We start from the raw sequence: 24,423 nt of genomic DNA, 5'->3' as shown, positions 1-24,423 counted from the left end.
GCTTCGAGAGGTTCCGCCATGCGTGTACTCGTCGTGACGGCCGTGGCGGCGGAGGCCGACGCCGTGGCCGCCGGGCTCGGCCGGTACGCGGCCAGTGGCGTACGGGAGCTGACCGGCGGGTACGAGATGACGGGCCACGCCCAGTACACGCCGAGGCCCGGCTCCGTGCAGATACCGGTGGTGGACGTGCTCGCGGGCGGGGTCGGCCCGACGGCCGCCGCGGTCGCCACGGCGACGGCGCTCGCGGCCTCCCCGTACGACCCTCCGTACCATCTCGTCGTCTCGGCCGGGATCGGCGGCGGCTTCCTGCCGCACGCGCCGATCGGCTCGCTCGTCGTCGCCGACTCGATGATCGCGGCCGATCTGGGCGCGGACTCCCCCGACGGCTTCGCCGCCGTCGAGGAACTGGGCTTCGGCCGCTCCGTACACCGTCCGCCGGCCGAACTGGCGGCCAGGATGGCGGCGGTGCTGAACGCGGGCCCGGCGCTCCTCGCGCCCGTCCTGACCGTCTCGACCGCGACCGGCACGGCGGCGCGCGCGGCGGAGCTGACCGCGCGCCACCCCCGGGCCGCGGCGGAGGCGATGGAGGGGTACGGGGTCGCGGAGGCCGCCGCCGTCCACGGCGTACCGTGTACGGAAGTCCGCGCGATCTCGAACGCCGTCGGCCCGCGCGACCGCCCGTCGTGGCGGATCGGCCAGGCGCTGGAGTCGCTGCGGAACGCGTTCACCCTGCTCACCCCCGTTTTCGAGGAGCCGTCATGACGCCCTCCCTGTCCTCCTCCGCGCCCTCGCCCTCCTCCGCGCCGCTGCGGATCGCGTACTCGCCGTGCCCGAACGACACGTTCGTCTTCGACGCCTGGGCGCACGGCCGGGTGGCGGGAGCGCCGGAGCTCGACGTCACGTTCGCGGACATCGACATCACCAACGGCATGGCGGAGCGCGGCGAGTTCGACGTACTGAAGGTCTCGTACGCCGTACTGCCCTGGATCCTCGACAAGTTCACGCTCCTGCCCTGCGGCGGCGCGCTGGGCCGCGGCTGCGGCCCCCTGGTCCTCACGAAGGAGCCGGGCGCCGACCTGACCGGGAAGACCGTCGCCGTACCGAGCGAGCGCTCGACGGCCTATCTGCTCTTCCGGCTGTGGGCGGCTGACGTGGTGCCCGGCGGGGTGGGCGAGATCGTCGTGCTGCCCTTCCACGAGATCATGCCGGCGGTACGGGACGGCAAGGTGGACGCCGGACTGGTCATCCACGAGGCGCGCTTCACCTATCAGGATTACGGGCTGCACAACCTGGCCGACATGGGCGCGCACTGGGAGTCCACGACGGGCCTGCCGATCCCCCTGGGCGCGATCGTCGCGAAGCGCTCCCTGGGCGCGGACGCCCTGCGGCTGCTGGCGGAGTCGATCCGCCGGTCGGTCCGGATGGCCTGGGACGATCCGGAGGCATCGCGTCCGTACGTACAGGAGCACGCCCAGGAGATGGACCCGAAGGTCGCGGACCAGCACATCGGCCTGTACGTCAACGAGTTCACCGCGGACCTGGGCGAGGACGGCTACGCCGCCATTCGCGGCCTCCTGACCCGAGCGGCAGCGGAAGGCCTGGTCCCGGCCCTCCCGGCGGACGCCCTGAACTTCGTCTGAGCCCTGGCTGTCGCCGCGCCTGGCCCGCCTCGGCGCCGCGGCGGCGCGACGGAAGGCCGGAGCGGGGACGTGACGCCGTGCCGGACGGGACATGACGTGACGTGTGTGCTCCGGCCTCCGGATGACGGGACGCGGGGTACGGGCGGTCAGACGTCCAACTGGTCCGCCACCGCACGGAGCAGGCCCGCGATCTTCGCACCGTGGACCTTGTCGGGGTAGCGGCCGCGCTCCAGCATCGGGGTGATGTTCTCCAGCAGCGTCGTCAGGTCCTGCACGATCGAGGCCAGTTCGTCCGGCTTACGGCGCTGGGCCGCCGCCACCGAGGGCGTCGGGTCGAGGACCGTCACGGAGAGCGCCTGGTCACCGCGTTGGCCCGCGACGACACCGAACTCCACACGCTGGCCCGGCTTGAGGGCGTCGACTCCGTCAGGGAGGACCGACGAGTGCACGAAGACGTCGCCGCCGCCGTCGCGGGAGAGGAAGCCGAAGCCCTTCTCGCTGTTGAACCACTTGACCTTGCCGGTAGGCACGTCTGTCCTCGTCCTTGTACTCGTTGGGGCGCTGGCGCGCACGAAACGGCTCTGGATAGCACTACAGCGGGTCGTCGACCCGCCACACCCAAGGCTAATGGCCCAGGGGCTGGTGACAAGACGTTGCCGGACGGTTCCTGTCCGCTGCCTTCCGCAGGGAACTACCCTGGTGAGGTGACTGCTACTCCTGCACCCCGATCCACAGGCCGGCCGACGGGTACCGCGCGTGACGAGGCCGGGCCCGGTGACGGGCTGGTCCGGGCCGGGGCGATCGTCTTCATCGTCGGCGCCGTGGCGACGCTGGTCACGGTGACACCGCTGTTCCTCGGCTCGGATCCGTTCCCGACGATCGCCTACGCCGTCTCCATGCTGATGGGCGTGGGGTTCGCCGTCGCCGGCGCGGGCGTCCTGCGCTCGGTCGCCGCCCAGCGCAGCCGGGACAAGAGCTAGTTCCTGTACGGCGGTTACCGGGCGGGGCTGTTCACGTACCCCGCCAGCCAGGCCGGGAACGCCGTGAGGTCCGTCAGGATGACGTCCGCCCCCGCCGCCCGCAGCTCCTCCTCGCCGCACGGCCCCGTCGGCACGGCCACGGAGAGCGCGCCCGCCGTACGCGCCCCGCGCACATCGCCCGTGTGGTCGCCGACGTACACCGACGCCCCGTGCTCGCGCAGCGCCTCGCCCTTGGCCTCGGCCCAGAGCCAACCGATCACCGCGTCCGGCTCGATGCCGAGGTGGCCGAGGTGGAGCTCGGCGTTCGGCTCGTGTTTGGCGGTGACGACGATCGCGCGGCCACCGAGCGCCTGGACGGCGGCTATCGCCTCGCGGGCGCCGGGCAGCGCGAGGCTCGGGGCGATGGCGAATGTGGGATAGATCTCCCTGTACCGGTCGCCCATCTCCGCGATCAGCGCCTCGGGGAACCAGTGCGCCAGCTCCTCGTCGAGCGGCGGGCCGAGCCGGCTGACGGCGAGGTCGGCGTCGATGTGGATCCCCGTCTCGGCGGAAAGCGCCTGGTAGACGGCGTGGATACCGGGCCGGGAGTCGATGAGGGTCATGTCGAGGTCGAAGCCGACCACCGGCCCCGGCCGCTCCGTACCCGGTGCCGTCGATGCCGTGGATGCCGTCGTTGTCGTCGATGTGGTGGAGGGTGCCATGCGGGCCATTCTGCCCGGGCCGCCCGGGCGGAAGTCGGCCCCGTGAGGTGGCTTGATCCGGGTGCTTAGACTTAGCCAAGCCTTACCAGCCGCTCCGCGGTCTCTGCCTCTGCCCCGCCTCCGCCTCCGCCTCCGATGGGTTCCGATGCCAGCCGCCGTCGTCCCGACGACCTCGCCCCGTACCGCCAGGGGCGGACTCGTCGTCCGCCGTGTCGGCTGGACGGTGGCCGGCGTCGTGGCCGTACTGCTCGCCGTCCTGCTGAGCCTCGCCGTCGGGGCACGGGCCGTCGCGCCCTCCACCGTCGTCGACGCCCTGCTGGGCGCCGGGCACGGGGACGACGCCGAGGTCATCCGCCAACTGCGCGTCCCCCGCACGCTGATCGGGCTGATGGTCGGCGCGGCGCTCGCCCTCGCCGGTACGGCCCTCCAGGGCATCACCCGCAACCCGATAGCCGACCCCGGCATCCTCGGCGTCAGCCAGGGCGCCTCGGTGGGCGTCGTGCTGGCCATCGCCGTCGCAGGGGTGCACACCCTCACCGGCTACGTCTGGTTCGCGTTCGCGGGCGCGGGCGTCGCGTCGGTCGCGGTGTACGCGATCGCCGCCCGCGGGCGCGGCGGCGCGACCCCCGTCAAACTCGCCCTCGGCGGCGCGGCGATCAACGCGCTGCTGGTGTCGGTGACGATGGGCGTGCTGACGACGAGCGCGGCGACCCTGGACGAGTTCCGCTTCTGGCAGGTGGGGTCGCTGGCCGGCCGGAGCGCCGAAGTGGCCGGTCAGGTCTGGCCGTTCCTGCTGATCGGTACGGTCCTGGTGGTCTCCGTGGCCCGCGGTCTGGACGCGCTGGCGCTCGGCGAGGACGTCGCGAAGGGGCTGGGCCAGAACGTCGCGGCCGTACGGATCCTGGGCGGCGTCGGCGCGACCGTACTGACGGGCGTGGGCGTCGCGGCGGCGGGGCCGATCGCCTTCATCGGTCTGGCCGTTCCGCACATCGCCCGCGCGCTGGTCGGCACCGACCACCGCTGGGTGCTCCCGATGGCCGCGCTGATCGGCCCCGTCATGCTGCTGGTCTCCGATGTGATCGGCCGGATCGTCTTCCCGCCGAGCGAGGTTCCCGCGGGGGTGATGACGGCGCTGATCGGGGTGCCGTTCCTGGTCACGCTCGTACGGCGGAAGGCGGTGCCCGCGTGACGGTCACGACAGAGGCCACGAAGGCCCCCGCGCCCCGGCCCGGTGTGCGGCCCGCCGGGTACACGCGCGTACGGGCCGCACGCGGATCGTTCCTGCTGCACCGGCGTTCCGCCGTCGTCGCCGCCGGGCTCGCCGTCCTCCTCGCCGCGGTCTGTGTCGCGTACCTGAGCGTGGGCGAGAGCTTCGTACCCCCCGCCGAGGTGGTGAAGGTCCTCACCGGGCAGCCGTCCTCGCAGGAGTTGGTCGTCGGGACGCTGCGGCTGCCGCGCATGGTGGTCGGGCTGCTCGTCGGGCTCGCGTTCGGCGTCGCGGGCGCGCTGATCCAGACCGTCGCCCGCAACCCGCTCGCCAGCCCCGACATCATCGGCGTCAGCCAGGGCGCGAGCGCGCTCACGGTCGGCGCGATGACGTACGGGGTGACGTCCTTCTCCGTACTCCCCTATCTCTCCGTCACCGGCGGCATCGTGGCGGCGGCGCTGGTGTACGTCTTCGCTTGGCGCGGCGGGCTGCACGCCACGCGCTTCGTCCTCATCGGCATCGGCTTCGCGATCGCGCTGCGCTCGATCACCACGCTCTTCCTGACCAAGGGCGACTATCTGGTCGCCCAGCAGGCCCAGGTCTGGATGACGGGTTCGCTCAACGGGCGCGGCTGGGACGCGGCGGCGCCGCTCGGCTGGGTGCTGCTGGCGGCCGTGCCCGCGGTGGCGTGGGCGGCGTACGCGCAGCGCACCGTCTCGATGGACGACGACACCGCCACCGCGCTCGGTGTCCGGCTCGGGCGCGTCCGGCTCGGTCTGGTGCTGCTCGGGGTGGTGCTGGCGTCGGTGGCGACGGGCGCGGCGGGACCGGTCGACTTCGTGGCGCTGCTCGCGCCGCAGATCGCGCGGCGCATGACGCGTACGGCGCAGATCCCGCTGGCCTGCTCGGCGCTGATGGGCGCGGTGATCGTCGTGCTGGCGGATCTGCTGGCGCGCCGGCTGCTGTCGCCGACCGAACTGCCGGTGGGGGTACTGACGGCGGCGGTGGGCGCCCCGTATCTGATCTGGCTGATCGTCCGCGGACACACCGCGGGAACCGGCACGGGAGGCAAGGGATGAGCAAGCTCGTCGCACGTGAGCTGACGCTCGCCTACGAGGACCGTACGGTCGTCCACGGACTGGACCTGGCCGTTCCCGACGGGCGGGTGACCGTCATCGTCGGCCCGAACGCCTGCGGCAAGTCGACCACCCTGCGCGCGCTGGGCCGGCTGCTGCGGCCGAAGGGCGGTTCCGTGCTGCTGGACGGTACGGAGCTGGCCCGCATCCCGACCCGGCGGATCGCGCAGTCGATCGGCCTGCTGCCGCAGTCGCCGGTCGCGCCGGAGGCGATCACCGTCGCCGACCTGGTCTCGCGCGGCCGGCAGCCGCACCAGCACTGGTGGCAGCAGTGGTCGGACGAGGACGAGCGCGCGGTGACGGACGCGATGGCCCGTACGGACGTGACCGCGCTCGCCGACCGGTCGGTGGACGAGCTGTCGGGCGGGCAGCGCCAGCGCGTCTGGATCGCGATGGCGCTGGCCCAGGAGACGGAACTGCTCCTCCTGGACGAGCCGACGACCTTCCTGGACATCGCGCACCAGGTGGAGGTCCTGGACCTGGTACGCCGCCTCAACCACGAGCAGGGCCGCACGGTCGTGATCGTGCTCCACGACCTCAACCAGGCGGCCCGGTACGCGGATCACCTGGTCGCCATGAAGGCGGGCCGCATCGTGGCGGAGGGCGCGCCGGGGGAGATCGTCACGGCGGAGCTGGTACGGGAGGTCTTCGGCCTGGAGTCGGTGGTCGTCCCCGACCCGGTGACGGGGTCACCGCTGGTGGTGCCGGGGGCGCCGTACAGGCCGGCGGTCAACGGCACGGCGCCGGACGGGGAAGCCGGCCCAGCGGCGGACGGGACGCGGGCGGGGACGACCGGCAGGCCGTAGGCGCGGGCTTCCGCGGGGCCCGCTGTGCGGGCTGCCGTGCGGGGGCTGCCGTGCGGGCCTGGCGCGCGGCCTACCGCGGGGCTTCCGCCGGGCGGGGCCCGGCGCGGGGCTCCATCGCACGGAGGTTCCACCGCGCGGAGCCTGGCGCCGCGCGGGCTACCGCGCGGGGGCTTGGCGTGCGGGCTTCCGCGGGCATGCCGCACGGAGGTTCCGCGCGGGGCCTGGCGCGCGACCTACCGCGCGGGCTTCCGCCGGGCGCGCCACACCAGGTACAGCGCCGACGACACCGCCGCCGTGCGGAGCACCACCGGCCAGACCCCGGACAGCGCGTCCGCCATGCCGTCCTTCGGGATCATCTCGCCCCAGCGGCCGTCCAGCCGGCCCCAGATCCAGACCAGCCCGCCGGCCGCCGACACGCCCGGGAGGCCGAAGACCGCCCACTTCGCCTCGGCGCGGGAGAGGGTCCGGGAGGCGTACGCGAGGAGCCAGCCGCCGCCGAGGGCCAGCCAGGAGCCGAGGAACGCGCCCGCGACCAGGAGGGCCGCCGCCAGCAGCAGGAACGGGTTGGACAGGCCGTTGCCCTTGGCCTGGCGGGGCCGGGGGCGGAGCCGGAGCCTCCGGCGGGGGCGTGTGCCGCCCTCCGCGTCCTCCGGGGCGTCGGCGGCCTCCGTACCGGCGCCGTCCGCGCCGTCCGCCGCCGACGCCGGATCCGTCGCCTCCGCCTGCTCCGCCGTCTTCTTCGGCGGCGGTGGCCTGAGCATGTCGGGGATCTCGACCCCGCCCACGAACCCGTGTGTCGGCTCCGCGTGGCCGTACTCGGGGCCGGAGCCGGGGCCCGAGTCGATCCGCCACCAGTCGGGTCCCTGGCGGGCGCGGGGCGGCGTCCGGGACGCGGAGGGAGGTACGGGGGACTCCGATGCCTGCGCGGGGATCCTGGGACCCGGTTCCGTCGCCGGACCGGTCTTCTCCTGGGCCTCGGGGGCGCGCCCGGGTACGTCCTCGGGCCCCGCCGGAAGCGGGATGACCGGCGGGGCGACAAACGGCGAGGCGGCGGGCGGCGGGGTCACGGATCGCGAGGTGACGGGTGGCGAGGCGGCGGGTGGTGGGGTGACGGGCTCCGGAGCGGCGGGCCTGGCTTCCGGTTCCGTGGGCTCCGCAGGCCCCTCGGGCTCCGCGAGACCCTTGGGCGCCGCAGGCCCCTTCGACGCCCTGGAACCCGTTGGTCCCTTCGGCCCCTTCGACCCCTTTGGTTCCCTGGGCCCCTTCGCCCCCAACAGGCCGAGCCCCTTCGCCAGGCCCGTCCGCTGCACCGGTACGGCGACCTCCGGGGCCTCCGGGGCGCGCGCCGCCGCCGTACCGTCGTCCCCGTCCCGCCTGGCGGCCTCCCGTACCACCACGTGCGGCTCGCCCAGCCGGCCCAGGATCCGGCGGACGGCCGCGGGGCTGTCGGTGCCGAACTTGCCGCGCTGCTTGTCGATCTCGTTCCGCAGCGTCGAGACCAGCCGCATCCGGTCGCCCGAGGGCAGGTGCTGCTGCTGGGCCGCGTCCCCGACGCGACTCAGGTAGTCGTAGACGAGCTGATCGCTCTCGATCCCCACACTGTCCTCCGCACACACGCGCCACACACCCCGGCCAGGCGTGACCACCGCCACCACGGCGGCCACAGCGCGATGGTGTCGAACTCCTCCCCCGTGCGTCCACCCCGTACATCCGGCGCGTACCTCCGGTACGAAGAACACCGGAAAACCACCGCGCCCCGGAAAACCCGCGGCCCGCCCCCGCCCTGGGACGCGAGCGGCGGGGCCTTCACGGGCTAACGTGGAACGGATGGGGACCCGCGAAGGCTGAGCAGGAGGCGCACGTGTCCGAAGGAACCGGCGGTACGCCACCGCGCACCCTCGCGGAGGCCCTGCGCACCCAGGGGGACGACTCGCTCGCCGCCCTGCTGCGTGCCAGGCCCGATCTGCTCAACCCCGTGCCGGGCGATCTCTCCCAGCTCGCGACCCGCGCCGGGACCCGTGCGTCCGTAGTACGGGCGCTGGAACGGCTCGACCGGTTCACGCTCCAGACCGCGGAGGCGCTGGCCGTCGCGCCCGAGCCCGCCCCGTACGACACGCTGCGCGCGCTGCTGACCGGCGACGAGGGCGACGAGCGGATCGAGGCGGCGCTGCCCGCCGCCGTGGCGACCCTGCGTGACCAGGCGCTGATCTGGGGCGCGGACGACCGGCTGCGCCTCGTCCGTACCGCACGCGAGCTGCTGGCGCCGTCCGCCACCCACCCCTCGCCGACCGGGCTCGGCCCGACCGTCACCGAGGCCACGGCCGGGATGTCGCCGGGCCGGCTCCAGGAGATCCTGACCGCGACGGGGCTGCCCTCCACCCACGACCCGGTCTCCGCCGTCGCCGCGCTCACCGCGCTCTTCACCGACCGGACGCGCATGGCGGCGCTGCTCGACACCGCCCCCATGGAGGCGCTGTCGGTGCTGGACCGGCTGGTGTGGGGGCCGCCGTACGGCGAGGTGACGTCGAGCCCGACGCCGCCCGTGCGCTGGCTGCGCGACCGGGGGCTGCTGCTGCCCGCGACCACGCGGACGGTCGTGCTGCCGCGCGAGGCCGCGCTCCATCTGCGTGCCGGGCGCGCGCACCGCAGGCCGGAGCCCGCGGCGCCCGCGATCGCGCCGCGTACCGAGGGGGCTGCGGCCGGGTCGGCCGCCGCACGTGCCCAGGCAGGACGGCTCCTGTCCACGGCCGCCCGCCCGGAGACGGGCCGGCCCGAGGACGCCCGCCCGCAGGTGGTGGACAGCACGGCCGCGGGCCAGGCGTTCACCGCCCTCGCCACCGTCGAGGAGCTGGCCAAGGACTGGAACGAGGGCGGCCCGAACGTCCTGCGGGCCGGCGGGCTCTCCGTACGCGACCTCAAGCGCACCGCCACCGCCCTGGACGTCACCGAGCCCATCGCCGCCTTCTGGGTCGAACTCGCCTTCGCGGCAGGGCTGTTGGCGTCGGACGGTGAGACGGAAGAGCGGTACGCGCCGACCCCCGCCTACGACGAATGGCAGGAGCTGCCCGCCCCCGAACGCTGGGCCCGCCTCGCCATCGCCTGGCTGACGGCGACCCGTACGGCCGGTCTGATCGGCAGCCAGGACTCCAAGGGCCGTACGCTCGCGGCGCTCGGCCCCGACCTGGACCGGGGGCCCGCGCCGGAGGTACGGCGGCGGATCCTCGAACTCCTCGCCACCCTCCCCGAAGGCACCGCACCCGACCCCGAGTCGCTGCTCGCCCGGCTGCGCTGGGAACGCCCCCTGCGCGGCGCGTCCGCCGCCGGCCGCTCGGACGACCTGCGCGCGCGGCTCGCGGCCTGGACGCTGAACGAGGCGGAGGTGCTGGGGATCACGGGCCGGGGCGCGCTGTCGTCCCACGCCCGCGCGCTGCTCGACAGGAGCGACAGGGTCGACGGGGCCGACAAGGGCACGGACACCGGTACGGGTACGGGTACGGGCAGGCTTCCCGGCGCCCCGGCCCCCTCCGGACTCTCCCCCTCCGGTTCCTCCCCCGCCGGGCTCCGCGCCGCCCGCGCCCTCGCGCCGCTCCTGCCCGAAGCCCTCGACCACGTACTCCTCCAGGCCGACCTGACCGCCGTGGCCCCGGGCCCGCTGCTGCGCCCCCTCGCCGAGCTGCTGTCCGTCGCCGCCGACGTCGAGTCGAAGGGCGGCGCGACCGTCTACCGCTTCACGCCCGGCTCCGTACGCCGTGCCCTGGACGCCGGACAGTCCGCCTCCGACCTGCACGAATTCCTCAAGAACCACAGCCGTACGCCCGTTCCGCAGCCGCTCGCCTACCTCATCGACGACGTGGCACGGAAACACGGCCACCTGCGGGTCGGCGTGGCCTCCGCGTACGTACGGTGCGACGACGAGGCCGTGCTCGACGAGATCCTGGCCGACAAGCGCTCCCAGAGCCTGCGGCTGCGCCGCCTCGCCCCGACCGTGCTCGCGGCCCACTCGGACGCGGGGGCGCTGCTCGAAGGGCTGCGCGCCATGGGGTTCGCGCCCGCCGCCGAGTCTGCGGAAGGCGACGTGATGATCACCCGCGCCCACGCCCACCGCACCCCGCCGCGTGCCGCCCCGGTGCCCGTCCCGGACGGGCCGCCCACGCCGGACGGGACGCTGCTGAACGCGGCGGTACGGGCGATCCGGGCCGGAGACCTGGCCGCGACGGTGGTCCGCAGGCCGGTGCCCGAGCCGATGGCGTCCGGGTCGGCCACGCTGTCGGCGGCGGCGACCGCGGCGGCGATGTCCGGTGGCGCTTCCCCGGCCGGCGTGAACGGCGCGCTCCCGCGTACGACGTCCGCCGAAACGCTCGCGACGGTCCAGGCCGCCGCGATGACGGGCTCGGCACTCTGGATCGGCTACGTCAACGCGGACGGCGCGGCCAGCCAGCGCGTCATCGCGCCGGTACGGGTGGAGGGCGGCTACGTGACCGCGTACGACCACACGGCCGACGAGGTCCGTACGTACCCGCTGCACCGCATCACGGGAGTGGCGGAGCTGGCCGACGACCCGGCCTGAACCGCCTCAGCCGCAGCAGAAGCCGGGCGGACGCCCGCTCGGCGGGCTTCTCCACGGACACCTTCGGCTTCGGCTTCGGCCGGGACTCCTCCGGCTCGGGCTCCGGCCGGGCCTGGGGCTGGGGCTGGGGCTGGGGCGCGTTCAGCATGTGGAACCGGCGCGAGACCCGCCGTCCCAGCACCAGATACGCGATGAGCGCGCCGCTGGTGTTCAGGATCACGTCGTCCACGTCGAAGGCACGCCCCTCGACCATCGCCCCCTGCGCCAGCTCCACCAGCGCCATCACCAGGGCCGTCAGCAGCACCACCCGTACCATCCGCAGCCTGCGCGGCATGAGCAACGGAAGGATCACCCCGAAGGGCGCCCCCATCAGCAGGTTCCCACCGATCTGCTTGCAGGCGGCGAGGAACGTGTAGTCCTCGGCGTACTGCCGCAGCGAGTGCCCGGGCCGGAGGTTGGACCCCGCGAGGTCGGCGGACACCGGGGACGGCGTCAACGTCATCTCGGCCAGCACGGCGGCGAACCCCACCAGGGCGACGAACGCCACCGCCATGATCAGGGCCCGTAGCGCGCTCCGGCCCCAAGAACGCCGGGAGGCTCGCGCCCCCCGCCAACCCTGCCGGCCCCACGAGCGCTGCAAACCACGCGAAGTAGCCCCGGGAGCAGCCTTCGCCGACCCGGTCTGTTCCGTCTCAGCGGTCATAGCACCTCTGTGCCCCCGCTCCGCCCGGATATGTTCGCCGACGCCGCCGGGAAGGACGGGCCCCGGCGCTGCCTAGGACTTTGCCCGGGCCGCGCGCAACAGCTCCACCAGTTCATCCACATCTGTCCACGGGTTGGCCAGGTGACCCGATTCGCTCTTTGAGCGCAGGGTCAGCGCCCGTTTCCTGGCAGCAGCGTAATTTTCACCCTTCGCGCCTTGAAGCTCCGCGTAGTCCAGGTGCTTCCGCTGAACCGTGTAGCCGCATCCGGACTCCTTCTCCAGTACACGCTGGGCACCATCCGAGGTGTGATAGGCGAAGACGTTCCTGAGATGCAGAAGAATCCAGAGCTCGAAGCAGGGATTCGTCAGCGCGACCTTGATCCCGCTCTCCCTGGCCAGAGCCAGCGCCTCGTCGAGCGAGGAGTGCTGCTTCGGCGCCTCGACATCCACGACGCACCACACCTCGTCGTACTCCGTGTGCCGATCGGCAGCCGAGTTGACGGCTCGTCGCTTATGACCGATGGCTGCCCGTACGAGCGATTTCGGCTCGCCGTGCGTTCCGCCGAGGCAGATCGTCACCGGTAATGATTTCAGCTCCTGATTCAGTCCCTTGAAGTACTGCTTCTCGGTGCACTCGCCCTCGCAGTAGATCAGAAACCTCCGCTGCTCAGGGCGGGAACTCCCGGCCCGCCGCAACGGCTTCCCCCGACGCCCCACCTACGCCCCTCCGACCGCCGTGAAAATCTCGCGCATCACATCTTCGTCCAAGTGCGGAACCGCACCGTAGCGGCCCGCGAGGTAGCGCTTCTCCAAATTCTCCAGAGAATCACGCACATGAAAATCTGTCATGGGGAAGATCCTGGTCGCGAGAGTGTCGGGGTCCTTCTCCGTGAACCAGACCTGATCCCGGTACAGCTCGGTCCTGACGTTCTTCCCCAACAAGGCCGCCTCATGGGTGCTGAACAGCAACTGCGCTCCGGACCGGTTGATCTCCGGCGACTGGAAGATGCCGACGAGCGCGTCCACGAGGTACGGGTGGAGGCGGGCGTCGAGCTCATCGACGCACAGCACCGATCCGTCGACCAGCGTGGCGAGCACCGGCCCCATGAGACCGATCCAGGTTCGCGTCCCGCTCGATTCCTGCGCCAGGTCCAGCGGAAAGACCCCCTCGCTCGTGCGGTGCTCCACCCGCACCGCATTGGTCCAAGGTTTTTCGATTTGAACCCTGCCCCCCAGCGCATCCTTCATCGCCTGGGTGATCCTGTGGTACTCATCCATGACTGCTTCGTCCGGCTCCCCCACTTCCAGTCCGGACACTCCGAGATCCGCGAAGCGCAGGAGCTCCAGAACAGGAACCGCCGACTCTTTCCGGCGATCATCCACCGAAAGAAGGTCCACGGTTTGTTTGAGTCGTGCCCGGAAGTTTCCGTCCGTGGCCATTCTCAAGCCGGACTGGAACCATTGGTACACCGCACCCAGATGCACATGACCTTGCGCTGCCGCAACCGAGAGATAGAGGCTGTTCGGACGAAGAAGCTCCGAGATGATCTTCTTCCGACCCGTCAGCGAACGGCCGAACACCACACTGGAGTCTGCCTTGCGCTCATAAAGCCTGTTCGCCTTGCGCTCCGGATAGTAGTAGAGCCACTCTTCCGTCACGCGTTCGTCGTCGACGGAGAATCCGAACTCGTGACGTACCCCGTTCAGTGCGAAATCCATGACGAAAGAGGTCGGCAGGGAGGACGTATCCCGCCGCAGCGCGAAAGGGCGACGCGGAACGCCGCCGGCCGGATCCCACTGCCCGAAAGAAGACAGCACCGCCCCACGCATCCATCTGATCGCGTCGATCACATTGGACTTGCCGGAAGCATTCGTGCCGTAGATCGCCACAACGGGCACGGAGCGGTGATCGCCGTTCGCGAGCTGGTGCTCGGCCCTCTCGGGGTGGCGGTCGGAGGCGACGAGCGACAACTCCTGCTCGTCCCGGAGCGATGCGTGGTTGGTCACCTGGAACCTCAACAACATGGCAACCCCCTCCAGCGGAGACGACAAAGACGACTGAGAAACGTGTCGTTCCCAGCTCTCTACGTCAAAACTTGACGATACAAGCAGGTAGCCGCATCAGCCAGGCCGTTCACCCCATCGGGGCGCCTTTACGCCGCTTCCCCGAATGCCGTCCGTCCCCCGGCGACCGACCCACATTCCCACCGACTACGGCAGACTGGAGGTTTGGCCCGCGCCGAAGGGATGTACGCACGTGAACGGACCGCTCATCGTCCAGAGCGACAAGACGTTGCTGCTCGAAGTCGATCACGACCAGGCCGACGCCTGCCGTCGTGCCATCGCGCCCTTCGCCGAACTGGAGCGCGCCCCCGAGCACATCCACACCTACCGGCTGACCCCGCTGGGCCTGTGGAACGCCCGCGCCGCCGGGCACGACGCCGAGCAGGTGGTCGACGCGCTGGTGGAGTTCTCCCGCTATCCCGTGCCGCACGCCCTGCTCGTGGACGTCGCCGAGACGATGGCCCGCTACGGGCGGCTCACCCTCTCCAAGCACCCCACCCACGGCCTGGTCCTGACCTCCACCGACCGGCCCGTGCTGGAGGAGATCCTCCGCTCCAAGAAGGTCCAGCCGCTGGTCGGCAGCCGGCTCGACCCGGACACCGTCGCCGTGCACCCCTCCGAGCGCGGCCAGATCAAGCAGACGCTGCTCAAGCTGGGCTGGCCGGCCGAGGACCTGGCCGGTTACGTGGACGGTGAGGCGCACGCGATCGAGCTGGACGAGTCGGGGTGGGCGCTGCGGCCGTATCAGAAGCAGGCCGTCGAGGGGTTCTGGCACGGCGGTTCGGGAGTCGTCGTACTGCCCTGCGGAGCCGGGAAGACGCTGGTCGGGGCCGGTGCGATGGCGCAGGCGAAGGCGACGACGCTGATCCTGGTGACCAACACCGTCTCGGCCCGCCAGTGGAAGCACGAACTGGTGAAGCGCACGTCGCTGACCGAGGAGGAGATCGGCGAGTACAGCGGTACGAGGAAGGAGATCCGGCCGGTCACCATCGCCACGTACCAGGTGCTCACGACGCGCCGTAAGGGCATCTACCCGCACCTGGAGCTGTTCGACTCGCGCGACTGGGGGCTGATCGTCTACGACGAGGTGCATCTGCTGCCCGCGCCCGTCTTCAAGTTCACGGCCGATCTCCAGGCCAGGCGGCGGCTCGGCCTGACGGCGACGCTCGTACGGGAGGACGGCCGCGAGTCGGACGTCTTCTCGCTGATCGGGCCGAAGCGTTTCGACGCGCCGTGGAAGGAGATCGAGGCGCAGGGGTACATCGCTCCCGCGGACTGCGTCGAGGTACGGGTCAACCTCACCGACCGCGAGCGCCTCGCGTACGCGACCGCCGAGACGGAGGAGAAGTACCGCTTCTGCGCGACGACGGCGACGAAGCGGAAGGTGACGGAGGCGCTGGTGCGCAAGCACCAGGGCGAGCAGACGCTCGTCATCGGCCAGTACATCGACCAGCTCGACGAGCTGGGCGAGCATCTGGACGCGCCGGTCATCAAGGGCGAGACGAGCAACGCGCAGCGCGAGAAGCTCTTCGAGTCGTTCCGGCAGGGCGAGATCTCGGTGCTGGTGGTGTCTAAGGTCGCGAACTTCTCGATCGACCTGCCCGAGGCGACGGTCGCGATCCAGGTCTCCGGCACGTTCGGCTCCCGCCAGGAGGAGGCCCAGCGGCTCGGCCGGGTGCTGCGCCCCAAGGCGGACGGCCACGAGGCGCGCTTCTACTCGGTGGTCGCGCGCGACACGATCGACCAGGACTTCGCGGCGCACCGGCAGCGCTTCCTGGCGGAGCAGGGGTACGCGTACCGGATCGTCGACGCGGACGAACTGCTCACCGAGGGGTGAGGAGGAGCCCCGGAGGGCGGGAGCGGGGCGCCCTGCCCTGCCCACCGGTTCCCGGTACTCTGGCGGAGAATCGGGCGTGGCAAGGAGAAGTGCATGACGCCGCACGAGATCTACCAGGTTCTCTACACCGAATCGGCGGCCCGCGACCGCGACCGTCTGGACGCCCCGCGCCGGGCGCTGTTCGAGAAGGCCGTCGACATCCTGGCGCGTGACCCCTACACGGAGCTGTCACGCACGGTAGGGGTGGGGGAACAGGACCGGGAGATCCGGCTCACTTCTCAGATCGTCGCCGAGTACATGGTGTCGAGGGGGCGCCTGCTCCTCGTGGTGCTCCGCGTGTTCGACGACGCCGACATCCTCCTGCCCGAGACCTGAGCGGCCGGGCGCCGCTCCGCCACCCGCGTCGGCCCCGGCGCGGGGCCCCGGCAGGGCGGACGGGGGCCCGGTGCCGGCGGGGGTCCGGGTGTGGTGCCAGGCCGCGTGGGCCAGGAGGGCCAGGGCGCACAGCGCGTACGGGGCGATCAGGGGCTGCTGCCACCACGGCAGCCGCAGGGCCGGCTCGCCCTCGTACGGTACGGCCCAGAAGCTGCGCGCCGTCCAGACCGCCCCGGCCAGTGCCGCCGTACGGAGGCGGCCCTCGGCGAGCAGGGCCGCGAGCAGCGGTACGCACCAGACCCACTCGTGCGACCAGCTCACCGGGGTGACGAGCAGCGCGGTCACGGCGGTGAGCAGGATGCCCCAGGTCTCCGACCCCGCGCGCAGGACGGCGCGGCGGGCGGTCCACAGCCCGGCGGCGGCCGTGAGCAGGGCGGCGGCCACCCAGACCGTGCCCGGCTCGGGCGTGTGCAGGAGGCGGGCCAGCAGGCCGTGCAGGGACTGGTTGCCGGCGGCCCACGCGGCACCGGTGCGGTCGGTCTCGAAGACCTGGCTCGTCCAGAACTCGCCGCTGGCGTACGGGAGGACGAGCATCCCGAGCAGCACCGTGCCGGTGAGCGAGGCGAGGGCGGTCAGCCCCTGCCGTACGCGGGACGTGACCAGCAGATACGCGATGAAGAGGGCCGGGGTGAGGGTGATGCCCGCCGCGATACCGAGGGCGAAGCCCTTGCCGAGCGCGCGGTCGGGGCGCGCCAGGTCCCACAGGACGAGGCAGGCGAGGGCGAGGGTGATCTCGCCGAGGAGGATCGTCCGGGCGACGGGTTCGAGCCAGAGTCCGAGGGCCATGGCCGCGGCCACGACGGCCGGGGAGGCCACGAAGACCGGGGCGGCCGGGGAGGCCACGACGGCGCGGGCGGCCGGGGCGGCGCCGGAACGGGTCGCCAGCCGCAGGGACAGCCGGACGAGCAGCGCCAGCAGGGCGAGGTTGCCGAGGACGAAGACCACCTTGAGGGCGTCGGCGGACAGCCAGGTGGTCGGTACGAAGAGGATCGCCGCGAAGGGCGGGTACGCGGTCCCGTCGAGGCCGGATCCGTCGAGCCCGGGGCCGTACAGCTCGATCCCGTAGGGGTCGGTCCCGTCGAGGACGGCGGCACCTTCCGCGCGGTAGACGCGGGTGTCGGCCAGCGGGACGGGCCGGGTGACGCAGACGGTGGCGAACGCGGCGAGGGAGAGGACGAGCGCGCCCACTGCGATGAGTGAGCGAGAGGTCACGGTCCGGTAGGTCACGGCCGCGACCCTAGTGGATCAGTGACGGCGCTGGATGCCCGCCTCCTCCTGGTACTCGCCCATCACGGCCACGTTGAACGCCGTGGTCAGGAAGACCTTGGCCGCCCGCAGCGCGTTGCCGACCGGGTGACCCGGGTGGGGGACGGAGCCCGTCGCGGTCGCGCCGGGAAGCGGCGCGCTCTGCGGGGCGTGGACCGGGGTGAAGGTTGCTGTGCTCATACATCCATGGTCGCTCCGGGGACTGTGGACCACATCGGCCCACGGTGTGAAACCCGTGTGCGCCGCTGTACGACTTTCGGCGGGGCCGGGTCCCCTGAAGGACGGAGCCCTCGCCCGGGGAACGGATTCCGTGCCCCGCCCGGGAGGTACGCGGCCCGCGCGGCGGAGACCCGGGGAAAAGCATTCGCCCGCCGGCCGTCCGCTGGCTACAATCCTGCACCTTGCCCGCCTCCCTCCGCTGGGAGCGCCGTCGTCCGGACGGAAACCGGACGGCCGACCGCCATGACGTGATCCACGCCGAAACGGAGCCCGCCGCCCCGCCGCCCCCACACGTCGTCACGCGCCCACCGACGCGTGTACGGGTTGGACGGAGGGAGCGCGCGGCCCGCCGGCGTGCGTACAGCCCCGGAGGCAACACCGTGCCCGCGCCCCTCGACCCCCCTGACCCCCTGCTGTCGCGCGAACGCGCCCACCTCGGCGCCTCCCGCTCCGCCCTGCGCGCCATGCGCGAGGACGTGCAGGCCCTCGACATCCGCGACGTCACCGCGAACTGGGTCAACGCCGCCGTCCTCCAGTCCCAGATCGACGAGCGCGTCAAGGCGCTCGCCGATCTCGCCCACACCCCGCTCTTCTTCGGCCGGCTCGACTACCTGCACGCCGTCGGGGCGGAGGAGGCCGAGGGCGCCAGGGGCGAGTCCTTCTACATCGGGCGGCGGCACGTCCACGACGCCGACGGCGACCCCATGGTGATCGACTGGCGCGCGCCCGTCTCGCAGCCCTTCTACCAGGCGTCCCGGGGGAAGCCGCTGGATGTGGCGCTGCGCCGGCGCTTCGGTTACACGGCCGGTGAGCTGACCGCGTACGAGGACGAGCACCTCTCCGACCCGACGGAGGCCGCCACCTCCAGCAAGCTGCTCCAGGCCGAGATCGAGCGCCCGCGCGTCGGCCCCATGCGGGACATCGTCGCGACGATCCAGCCCGAGCAGGACGAGATCGTCCGCAGCGGGCTGGGCGGCACGGTGTGCGTGCAGGGCGGGCCCGGCACCGGGAAGACGGCAGTCGGCCTGCACCGGGTCGCGTATCTGCTGTACGCGCACCGCGAGCGCCTGGCCCGTACCGGAACGCTGGTCATCGGACCGAACGCCTCCTTCCTCCACTACATCGAGCAGGTGCTGCCCACCCTGGGCGAGCTGGAGGTGAAACAGGCGACGGTCGCCGATCTGGTCGCGGCCGGGACGGAGGTGCGCGGTACGGATCCGGCCGACGCCGCCGTCATCAAGGGCGACGCCCGGATGGCGGAGGTGCTGCGCCGGGCCGTACGGTCCCACGTCACGCTGCCGACGGAGCCGGTCGTGGTGGTGCGCGGCTCGCGGCGCTGGCGGGTTCCGGTGCACGAACTCGTCGAGATGGTCGAGCAGTTGCTCGCCCGCGACATGCGGTACGGCGCGGCCCACGAGGCCCTGCCGCAGCGCATCGCGCACGCCGTGCTCGTACGGATGGAGGAGGCGGGCGAGGCGCCCGACGACCGGGTGCAGAACGCGGTGGCGCGCAACCCTGCGGTGAAGGCGGCGGTCAAGTCCGTCTGGCCGCAGGTGGATCCGGCGAAGCTGGTGCTGCGGCTGCTCTGCGACGCGGAGTTCCTGGCCGCGCACGCGGACGGCGTACTGACGGCCGACGAGCAGAAGACGATCCTGTGGACGAAGCCGGCACGGAGCGTACGGTCCGCGAAGTGGTCCCCGGCGGACGCCGTGCTGATCGACGAGGCGGGCGACCTGATCGCCCGTACACACTCGCTCGGCCATGTGGTGCTCGACGAGGCGCAGGACCTCTCGCCCATGCAGTACCGGGCGGTGGGCCGGCGCTGCTCGACCGGTTCCGCGACCGTGCTGGGCGACCTGGCACAGGGCACGACACCATGGGCGACGACGAGTTGGGCGGACGCGCTGCACCACCTCGGCAAAACGGACGCGCTGGTGGAGGAGTTGACGGCGGGCTTCCGCGTACCGCGCGAGGTGATCGCGTACGCGTCCCGGCTGCTGCCCGCGATCTCACCGGGGCTGGCGCCCGTGGCCTCCGTACGGGAGTCGCCGGGGTCGCTGGCGGTACGGGCGGTTCCCGAGGCGGCGGAGCTGGACGCGGCGACGGTCGCGGCGTGCCGGGAGTCGCTGGCGCACGAGGGGTCGATCGGCCTGATCGCGGCGGACGCCCGGATCCCGGCGTTGGCGGAGGCGCTGACGGCGGCGGGGCTCGGGTATCTCGCGCCGGGCGAGGAGACGAACGCGGAGGCGCGGCTGACGCTCGTACCGGCGTCGCTGGCGAAGGGGCTGGAGTACGACTACGTGGTGCTGGACGAACCGTCGGCGGTGGTCGACGGCGAACCGGACGAACGGACGGGGCTGCGGCGGCTGTACGTGGCGCTCACGCGAGCGGTGTCGGGCCTGGTGGTGGTGCACGCCACGGCGCTGCCGGAGCAGCTCACCGGGGCTTGAGGCCGGGGCCCGGGGCAGGGCGAAGCCCGAAGCCGGGCACGCGGGGCGAGGGCAGGGCGACGCGGGCGGACCCCGGGACGGGCGCCCCGCCCTCAGGCCACCGGGCGGGACGAGGCCCGAGGCCCTGCGGGGCCGGAGGTCGGGCGAAGCCCGAAGCCGGGCACGCGGGGCGGTACCGCCGGTGAGGACGGATCACCGGCCGTCCACGCCCGCCGGGCGTGGCCCGGGACGGTGCGGGCGCGGGGCGGACCGCCCCGCGCCCGCGCTCGCACCGGCCGCCCCCGCACCGCCCGCACGGCGCTCCCGGCCCCGCCCGCGCCCGCCCGCTACGTGTAGGCGGTCACCGCGTCGAGCGTCGCCCGCCACTCCCGTACCGCCGCCGCCGAGACCGGCGCGGTCCATCCCGCCGGGCGGGCCGCGCCGCCGATGTGGAACGCCGTCACGCCCGCCGCGCGCAGGACCGGGACGTGGGGCAGCGACAGGCCGCCGCCGGCCATGAGGCGGGCCCCGTACCCCGGTTCGCCGTGGGCGCCGGCCGCCGCTTCGGCCAGGAGGGTGGGCAGGCCCTCGGCGACGCCCGCCGGGGAGCCCGCCGTGAGGTACGTGTCCAGGCCGGGCAGGTCCGCGAGGCTCCTGCGCAGCGCGTCGCGGTCGGCCGCGTGGTCGATCGCCCGGTGGAAGGTCCAGCGGCAGCCGTCCAGTTCGGCGATCAGCCGTTCGACCGTGACCAGGTCCGGTGTGCCGTCCGGGTCGAGGAAGCCGAGGACGAACTCGTCCGCGCCCTCGGCCCGCAGCGCCCGCGCCGCCTCGACCAGCGCCTCCGCGCCGTCGGGGCCGCCCGCCGCGAATCCGTCCGTCAGGCGGAGCATCACCCGCAGGGGGATCGGGACGGCCGCGCGGATCTTCGCGAAGGTCGCGGTGGCCGGGGTCAGTCCGTCCGCCGCCATATCAGTCACCAGTTCGAGGCGGTCCGCACCTCCGTTCCGTGCGGCGATCGCGTCCTCCGCGTCGAGGGCGATCACCTCCAGGACTGCGCGCTTGGTCATGAGAGGGGACCTCATTCGTCGGGGAGGGGACGGGGAGATAGGTCTAGTCCAATATTCAAGCCTAAAGGGCAGGACCGATCACGGCCAGCCCTTGAATTACATAGGGGTGGGGGGTATACAGGAAGGAGATTCATACCCCTAGGGGGTACGATGGACAGTCGAAGAGAGAAGGAGCCGCCGCCCATGAGCACCACACGGACCACCGGCACCCCGACCGGCACCGCCCCGGGCTCCACCGCCGAAGTCGAACTCATGATCGGCGGCATGACCTGCGCCTCCTGCGCCGCTCGCGTCGAAAAGAAGCTCAACCGGATGGACGGGGTCGAGGCCACCGTCAATTACTCGACCGAGAAGGCCAAGGTCAGTTACGCCGACGGGCTCTCCGTGGACGATCTGATCGCCACCGTCGAGGCCACCGGCTACACGGCGCGCACGCCCCCGCCCGCCCACCCCGTACGCCCCGCGTCGGCCGGGAGCGGATCCGGTGAGCGGGACGAGGAGAAGAAGGACGACGCGGACGACGCCGAGCTGCGGACCCTGCGCGAGCGCCTGATCACCGCCGTCCTCCTCTCCGTCCCGGTCATCGCGATGGCCATGATCCCGCCGCTCCAGTTCGACAACTGGCAGTGGCTGTCCCTCACCCTCGCCGCCCCCGTCGTCACCTACGCGGGCTGGCCCTTCCACCGCGCCGCCTGGACCAACGCCCGGCACGGCGCGGCGACGATGGACACCCTCATCTCGGTGGGCACCTCGGCCGCGTTCCTCTGGTCGCTGTGGGCGCTCTTCTTCGGCACGGCGGGCATGCACGGCATGACCCACCCCTTCGAGCTGACGATCGGCCGTGGCGACGCCTCCGGGAACATCTACCTCGAAGCCGCCGCCGGGGTCACCGCCTTCATCCTCGCCGGCCGCTACTTCGAGGCCCGCTCCAAGCGCAAGGCCGGAGCCGCCCTCCGCGCGCTGCTCGACCTCGGCGCCAAGGAGGTCACCATCCTGAGTGACGGCCGGGAGACCACCATCCCCACGGCGGACCTCCAGGTCGGCGACCGTTTCCTGGTCAGGCCCGGCGAGAAGATCGCCACCGACGGCACCGTCGTCGAGGGCTCCTCCGCCGTGGACGCCTCGATGCTGACCGGCGAGTCCGTCCCGGTCGAGGTCGCCGTGGGCGACGGCGTCACCGGAGCGACCCTCAACGCGGGCGGCCGGCTCGTCGTGGAGGCCACCCGTATCGGCTCCGACACCCAGCTCGCCCGTATGGCGCGCATGGTGGAGGACGCCCAGAACGGCAAGGCGTCCGTCCAGCGCCTCGCCGACCGGATCTCCGCCGTCTTCGTGCCGGTCGTGATCGTGCTCGCGCTGGCCACGCTCGGCGGCTGGCTGGCGGCGGGCGGCGGGCTGACGGCCGCGTTCACGGCCGCCGTCGCCGTACTGATCATCGCCTGCCCGTGCGCCCTCGGCCTCGCCACGCCCACCGCCCTCATGGTGGGTACGGGGCGCGGCGCGCAGCTCGGCATCCTCATCAAGGGGCCCGAGGTGCTGGAGTCGACGCGGCGGGTGGACACCATCGTGCTGGACAAGACCGGCACCGTCACCACCGGGAAGATGACCCTCCTCGCCACGCACAGCGCGGACGGCACCACCGAGGACGAGGTGCTGCGGCTGGCGGGCGCCCTGGAGCACGCCTCCGAGCATCCCGTCGCCCGAGCGGTCGCGGAGGGCGCGGCGGCGCGCGTCGGCACGCTCCCCACGCCCGAGGAGTTCGCGAACGTCGCCGGGCTCGGCGTGCAGGGCGTGGTCGAGGGCCACGCCGTCCTCGTGGGCCGGGCCAGGCTGCTCGCGGAGTGGGAGATCCACCTGTCCGAGGAGCTGGCGCGGCGGAAGGCCGGGATCGAGACGGCGGGCCGGACGGCGATCGCGGTGGCCTGGGACGGCGAGGCGCGGGCCGTGCTCGACGTCGCGGACGCGGTGAAGGAGACCAGCGCGGAGGCGGTACGGCGGCTGCGCGCGCTGGGCCTCACGCCGGTCCTGCTCACCGGTGACCACCGGGCCGTCGCCGCGTCCGTGGCCGCCGAGGTCGGCATCGACGCCGACCGGGTGATCGCGGAGGTCATGCCCGAGGACAAGGTCGAGGCGGTCAGGAAGCTCCAGGCGGAGGGCCGGTCCGTGGCGATGGTCGGTGACGGTGTCAACGACGCCGCCGCCCTCGCCCAGGCCGACCTGGGCCTGGCGATGGGCACCGGCACGGACGCCGCGATCGAGGCCGGCGACCTCACGCTCGTACGGGGCGACCTGCGCGTGGCGGCCGACGCGATCCGCCTGGCGCGCCGCACGCTCGGCACGATCCGGGGGAACCTGTTCTGGGCCTTCGCCTACAACGTGGCGGCGCTGCCGCTCGCCGCCGCCGGACTCCTCAACCCGATGATCGCGGGCGCGGCGATGGCGTTCTCGTCGGTCTTCGTCGTCGGCAACAGCCTGCGGCTGAGGCGCTTCAAGGCGTCCTGACCGCGCCACCGCCCGCTGCCACGAGCCTGGGCCGCTCTCTGGCCTAGGCTCGTGGCATGCCCGACTCCGCCGCCCTCCGCGACCGCTTCGCGACCACCCTCCGGTCCCTGCTGCTCCCCGGGCCGGGCGACGCGGCCCCCGGGGCGGCCGGGGACCCGTACCCGGATCCGTACGTGTACGCCGACGACCTCCTCGCCCGCTGGGCCGAGCCTCAGCGGCGCTACCACACCACCGGCCACCTGACGGCCGTCCTGGACCGGATCGACACGCTCGCGGAGTACGCGGACGACCCGGCGCTCGTGCGCCTCGCCGCCTGGTTCCACGACGCGGTCTACCGCCCTGACCGCTCCGAGAACGAGGAGCGCTCCGCCCGGCTCGCCGAACGCGCCCTGGCCGAGGCCGGTGTGGGCGCGGACGGTACGGCCGAGGTGGCCCGGCTGGTCCGGCTCACCGCCGGGCACGCCACCGGCCCCGGCGACCGGAACGGCGCCGTCCTGTGCGACGCCGACCTCGCGGTCCTGGCCTCCGCGCCGGACGCGTACGCCGCGTACACGACGGCCGTACGGGAGGAGTACGGCTTCGTCCCCGACCCGGACTTCCGCGCGGGCCGGGCGGCCGTGCTGGAGCAACTGCTCGCGCTGCCGGGCCTCTTCCGTACCCCGTACGGTGTGCGGGAGTGGGAGGCGCCGGCCCGCGCGAACATGACGTCGGAACTCCGCGGTCTCACCATCTGAACAGATGACGTGTGCCGGAATGTCACGGCCGACCGGGCCGGTTGCACCTGGCATGCCCGACTCCGCCGATCCCGGCTCCCCGGCCCCGACCAGCGCCGCCGACCCCGCTTCCGCGCCGCCCACCGCCTCA

The 24,423-nt window shown here is 72.9% G+C and carries 20 protein-coding genes; 11 read left to right on the top strand and 9 right to left on the bottom strand.

What is annotated here, in order from left to right; genetic code table 11:
- The first annotated feature begins 18 nt into the window (after nt 1–18).
- A complete protein-coding gene (locus ACFXPL_RS09880; RefSeq protein ID WP_384915342.1) occupies nt 19–762 on the top strand; it encodes a futalosine hydrolase in 744 nt (247 codons plus the stop codon).
- Entirely contained in the window at nt 759–1,640 is an 882-nt protein-coding gene (locus ACFXPL_RS09875; protein WP_384915339.1) for a 1,4-dihydroxy-6-naphthoate synthase, read from the top strand. The genes ACFXPL_RS09880 and ACFXPL_RS09875 overlap by 4 nt, the downstream gene beginning before the upstream one ends.
- A gap of 146 nt (nt 1,641–1,786) precedes the next feature.
- Here ACFXPL_RS09875 and ACFXPL_RS09870 read toward each other — a convergent pair whose 3' ends face one another.
- Nucleotides 1,787–2,170 (bottom strand): cold-shock protein, encoded by a 384-nt coding sequence (locus tag ACFXPL_RS09870; protein WP_384915336.1) that lies wholly within the window; start codon nt 2,168–2,170, stop codon nt 1,787–1,789.
- Nucleotides 2,171–2,344: 174 nt separating this feature from the next.
- Between ACFXPL_RS09870 and ACFXPL_RS09865 the strand changes: the two genes are divergently transcribed.
- On the top strand, nt 2,345–2,620 hold the full coding sequence (locus tag ACFXPL_RS09865; RefSeq protein ID WP_384915333.1) for a hypothetical protein: 276 nt from the start codon (nt 2,345–2,347) through the stop codon (nt 2,618–2,620).
- A 14-nt stretch (nt 2,621–2,634) separates the two neighbouring features.
- Here the strand turns inward: ACFXPL_RS09865 and ACFXPL_RS09860 are convergent, their stop codons facing one another.
- Nucleotides 2,635–3,330: an HAD family hydrolase gene (locus ACFXPL_RS09860; protein ID WP_384915330.1), complete on the bottom strand. Its 696-nt coding sequence runs from the start codon at nt 3,328–3,330 to the stop codon at nt 2,635–2,637.
- A 136-nt stretch (nt 3,331–3,466) separates the two neighbouring features.
- Here ACFXPL_RS09860 and ACFXPL_RS09855 point away from each other — a divergent pair, with 136 nt between their 5' ends.
- Genes ACFXPL_RS09855 through ACFXPL_RS09845 form a run of 3 tightly spaced genes read left to right on the top strand, consistent with a single transcriptional unit; the run spans nt 3,467 to nt 6,470 of the window.
- Nucleotides 3,467–4,510, top strand: coding sequence for a FecCD family ABC transporter permease (locus tag ACFXPL_RS09855; protein WP_384915327.1), 1,044 nt, complete (start codon nt 3,467–3,469; stop codon nt 4,508–4,510).
- Nucleotides 4,507–5,607, top strand: a complete 1,101-nt coding sequence (locus ACFXPL_RS09850) for a FecCD family ABC transporter permease (RefSeq protein ID WP_384915324.1) — start codon at nt 4,507–4,509, stop codon at nt 5,605–5,607. Before ACFXPL_RS09855 ends, ACFXPL_RS09850 begins: the two co-directional genes overlap by 4 nt.
- Nucleotides 5,604–6,470, top strand: a complete 867-nt coding sequence (locus tag ACFXPL_RS09845; RefSeq protein ID WP_384915320.1) for an ABC transporter ATP-binding protein — start codon at nt 5,604–5,606, stop codon at nt 6,468–6,470. Before ACFXPL_RS09850 ends, ACFXPL_RS09845 begins: the two co-directional genes overlap by 4 nt.
- Before the next feature lie 233 nt (nt 6,471–6,703).
- On the opposite strand, the gene ACFXPL_RS09840 is transcribed toward ACFXPL_RS09845, so the two are convergent.
- Nucleotides 6,704–8,068, bottom strand: coding sequence for a hypothetical protein (locus tag ACFXPL_RS09840; protein ID WP_384915316.1), 1,365 nt, complete (start codon nt 8,066–8,068; stop codon nt 6,704–6,706).
- Nucleotides 8,069–8,331: 263 nt separating this feature from the next.
- Here ACFXPL_RS09840 and ACFXPL_RS09835 point away from each other — a divergent pair, with 263 nt between their 5' ends.
- Nucleotides 8,332–11,037 (top strand): helicase C-terminal domain-containing protein, encoded by a 2,706-nt coding sequence (locus ACFXPL_RS09835; RefSeq protein ID WP_384915313.1) that lies wholly within the window; start codon nt 8,332–8,334, stop codon nt 11,035–11,037.
- Here ACFXPL_RS09835 and ACFXPL_RS09830 read toward each other — a convergent pair.
- The 3 genes from ACFXPL_RS09830 to ACFXPL_RS09820 form a co-directional block, all read right to left on the bottom strand.
- Nucleotides 11,000–11,590 (bottom strand): VanZ family protein, encoded by a 591-nt coding sequence (locus ACFXPL_RS09830; protein ID WP_384915310.1) that lies wholly within the window; start codon nt 11,588–11,590, stop codon nt 11,000–11,002. The two genes, ACFXPL_RS09835 and ACFXPL_RS09830, sit on opposite strands and share 38 nt — an antisense overlap.
- A 222-nt stretch (nt 11,591–11,812) precedes the next feature.
- Nucleotides 11,813–12,457: an RloB family protein gene (locus tag ACFXPL_RS09825; protein WP_384915307.1), complete on the bottom strand. Its 645-nt coding sequence runs from the start codon at nt 12,455–12,457 to the stop codon at nt 11,813–11,815.
- The gene (locus tag ACFXPL_RS09820; RefSeq protein ID WP_384915304.1) at nt 12,458–13,747 is read right to left on the bottom strand and encodes an ATP/GTP-binding protein; all 1,290 of its coding nucleotides are present in this window, start codon (nt 13,745–13,747) and stop codon (nt 12,458–12,460) included. It abuts the gene before it with no gap.
- Nucleotides 13,748–13,997: 250 nt separating this feature from the next.
- Between ACFXPL_RS09820 and ACFXPL_RS09815 the strand changes: the two genes are divergently transcribed.
- On the top strand, nt 13,998–15,641 hold the full coding sequence (locus tag ACFXPL_RS09815) for a DNA repair helicase XPB (RefSeq protein WP_384915301.1): 1,644 nt from the start codon (nt 13,998–14,000) through the stop codon (nt 15,639–15,641).
- 228 nt (nt 15,642–15,869) lie between these two features.
- On the opposite strand, the gene ACFXPL_RS09810 is transcribed toward ACFXPL_RS09815, so the two are convergent.
- Together ACFXPL_RS09810 and ACFXPL_RS09805 are read right to left on the bottom strand one after the other, a co-directional pair.
- Nucleotides 15,870–17,303 (bottom strand): glycosyltransferase 87 family protein, encoded by a 1,434-nt coding sequence (locus ACFXPL_RS09810; protein WP_384915298.1) that lies wholly within the window; start codon nt 17,301–17,303, stop codon nt 15,870–15,872.
- A gap of 18 nt (nt 17,304–17,321) precedes the next feature.
- On the bottom strand, nt 17,322–17,522 hold the full coding sequence (locus tag ACFXPL_RS09805; protein ID WP_384915295.1) for a hypothetical protein: 201 nt from the start codon (nt 17,520–17,522) through the stop codon (nt 17,322–17,324).
- Between the two features lie 419 nt (nt 17,523–17,941).
- Between ACFXPL_RS09805 and ACFXPL_RS09800 the strand changes: the two genes are divergently transcribed.
- Nucleotides 17,942–20,011, top strand: a complete 2,070-nt coding sequence (locus ACFXPL_RS09800) for a HelD family protein (RefSeq protein ID WP_384915292.1) — start codon at nt 17,942–17,944, stop codon at nt 20,009–20,011.
- 326 nt (nt 20,012–20,337) lie between these two features.
- Here ACFXPL_RS09800 and ACFXPL_RS09795 read toward each other — a convergent pair whose 3' ends face one another.
- Nucleotides 20,338–21,057: a copper homeostasis protein CutC gene (locus ACFXPL_RS09795; protein WP_384915289.1), complete on the bottom strand. Its 720-nt coding sequence runs from the start codon at nt 21,055–21,057 to the stop codon at nt 20,338–20,340.
- A gap of 183 nt (nt 21,058–21,240) precedes the next feature.
- On the opposite strand from ACFXPL_RS09795, the gene ACFXPL_RS09790 reads away from it, so the two are divergent.
- The gene (locus ACFXPL_RS09790) at nt 21,241–23,559 is read left to right on the top strand and encodes a heavy metal translocating P-type ATPase (protein ID WP_384915287.1); all 2,319 of its coding nucleotides are present in this window, start codon (nt 21,241–21,243) and stop codon (nt 23,557–23,559) included.
- Between the two features lie 56 nt (nt 23,560–23,615).
- A complete protein-coding gene (locus tag ACFXPL_RS09785; RefSeq protein WP_384915284.1) occupies nt 23,616–24,293 on the top strand; it encodes a hypothetical protein in 678 nt (225 codons plus the stop codon).
- Nucleotides 24,294–24,423 lie beyond the last annotated feature (130 nt).

The sequence above is a fragment of the Streptomyces sp. NPDC059092 genome, from assembly GCF_042756365.1.
GTDB lineage: Bacteria > Actinomycetota > Actinomycetes > Streptomycetales > Streptomycetaceae > Streptomyces.
Note: the sequence above shows the minus strand (reverse complement) of the source record. Positions and strands in the feature narration are given on the sequence as shown.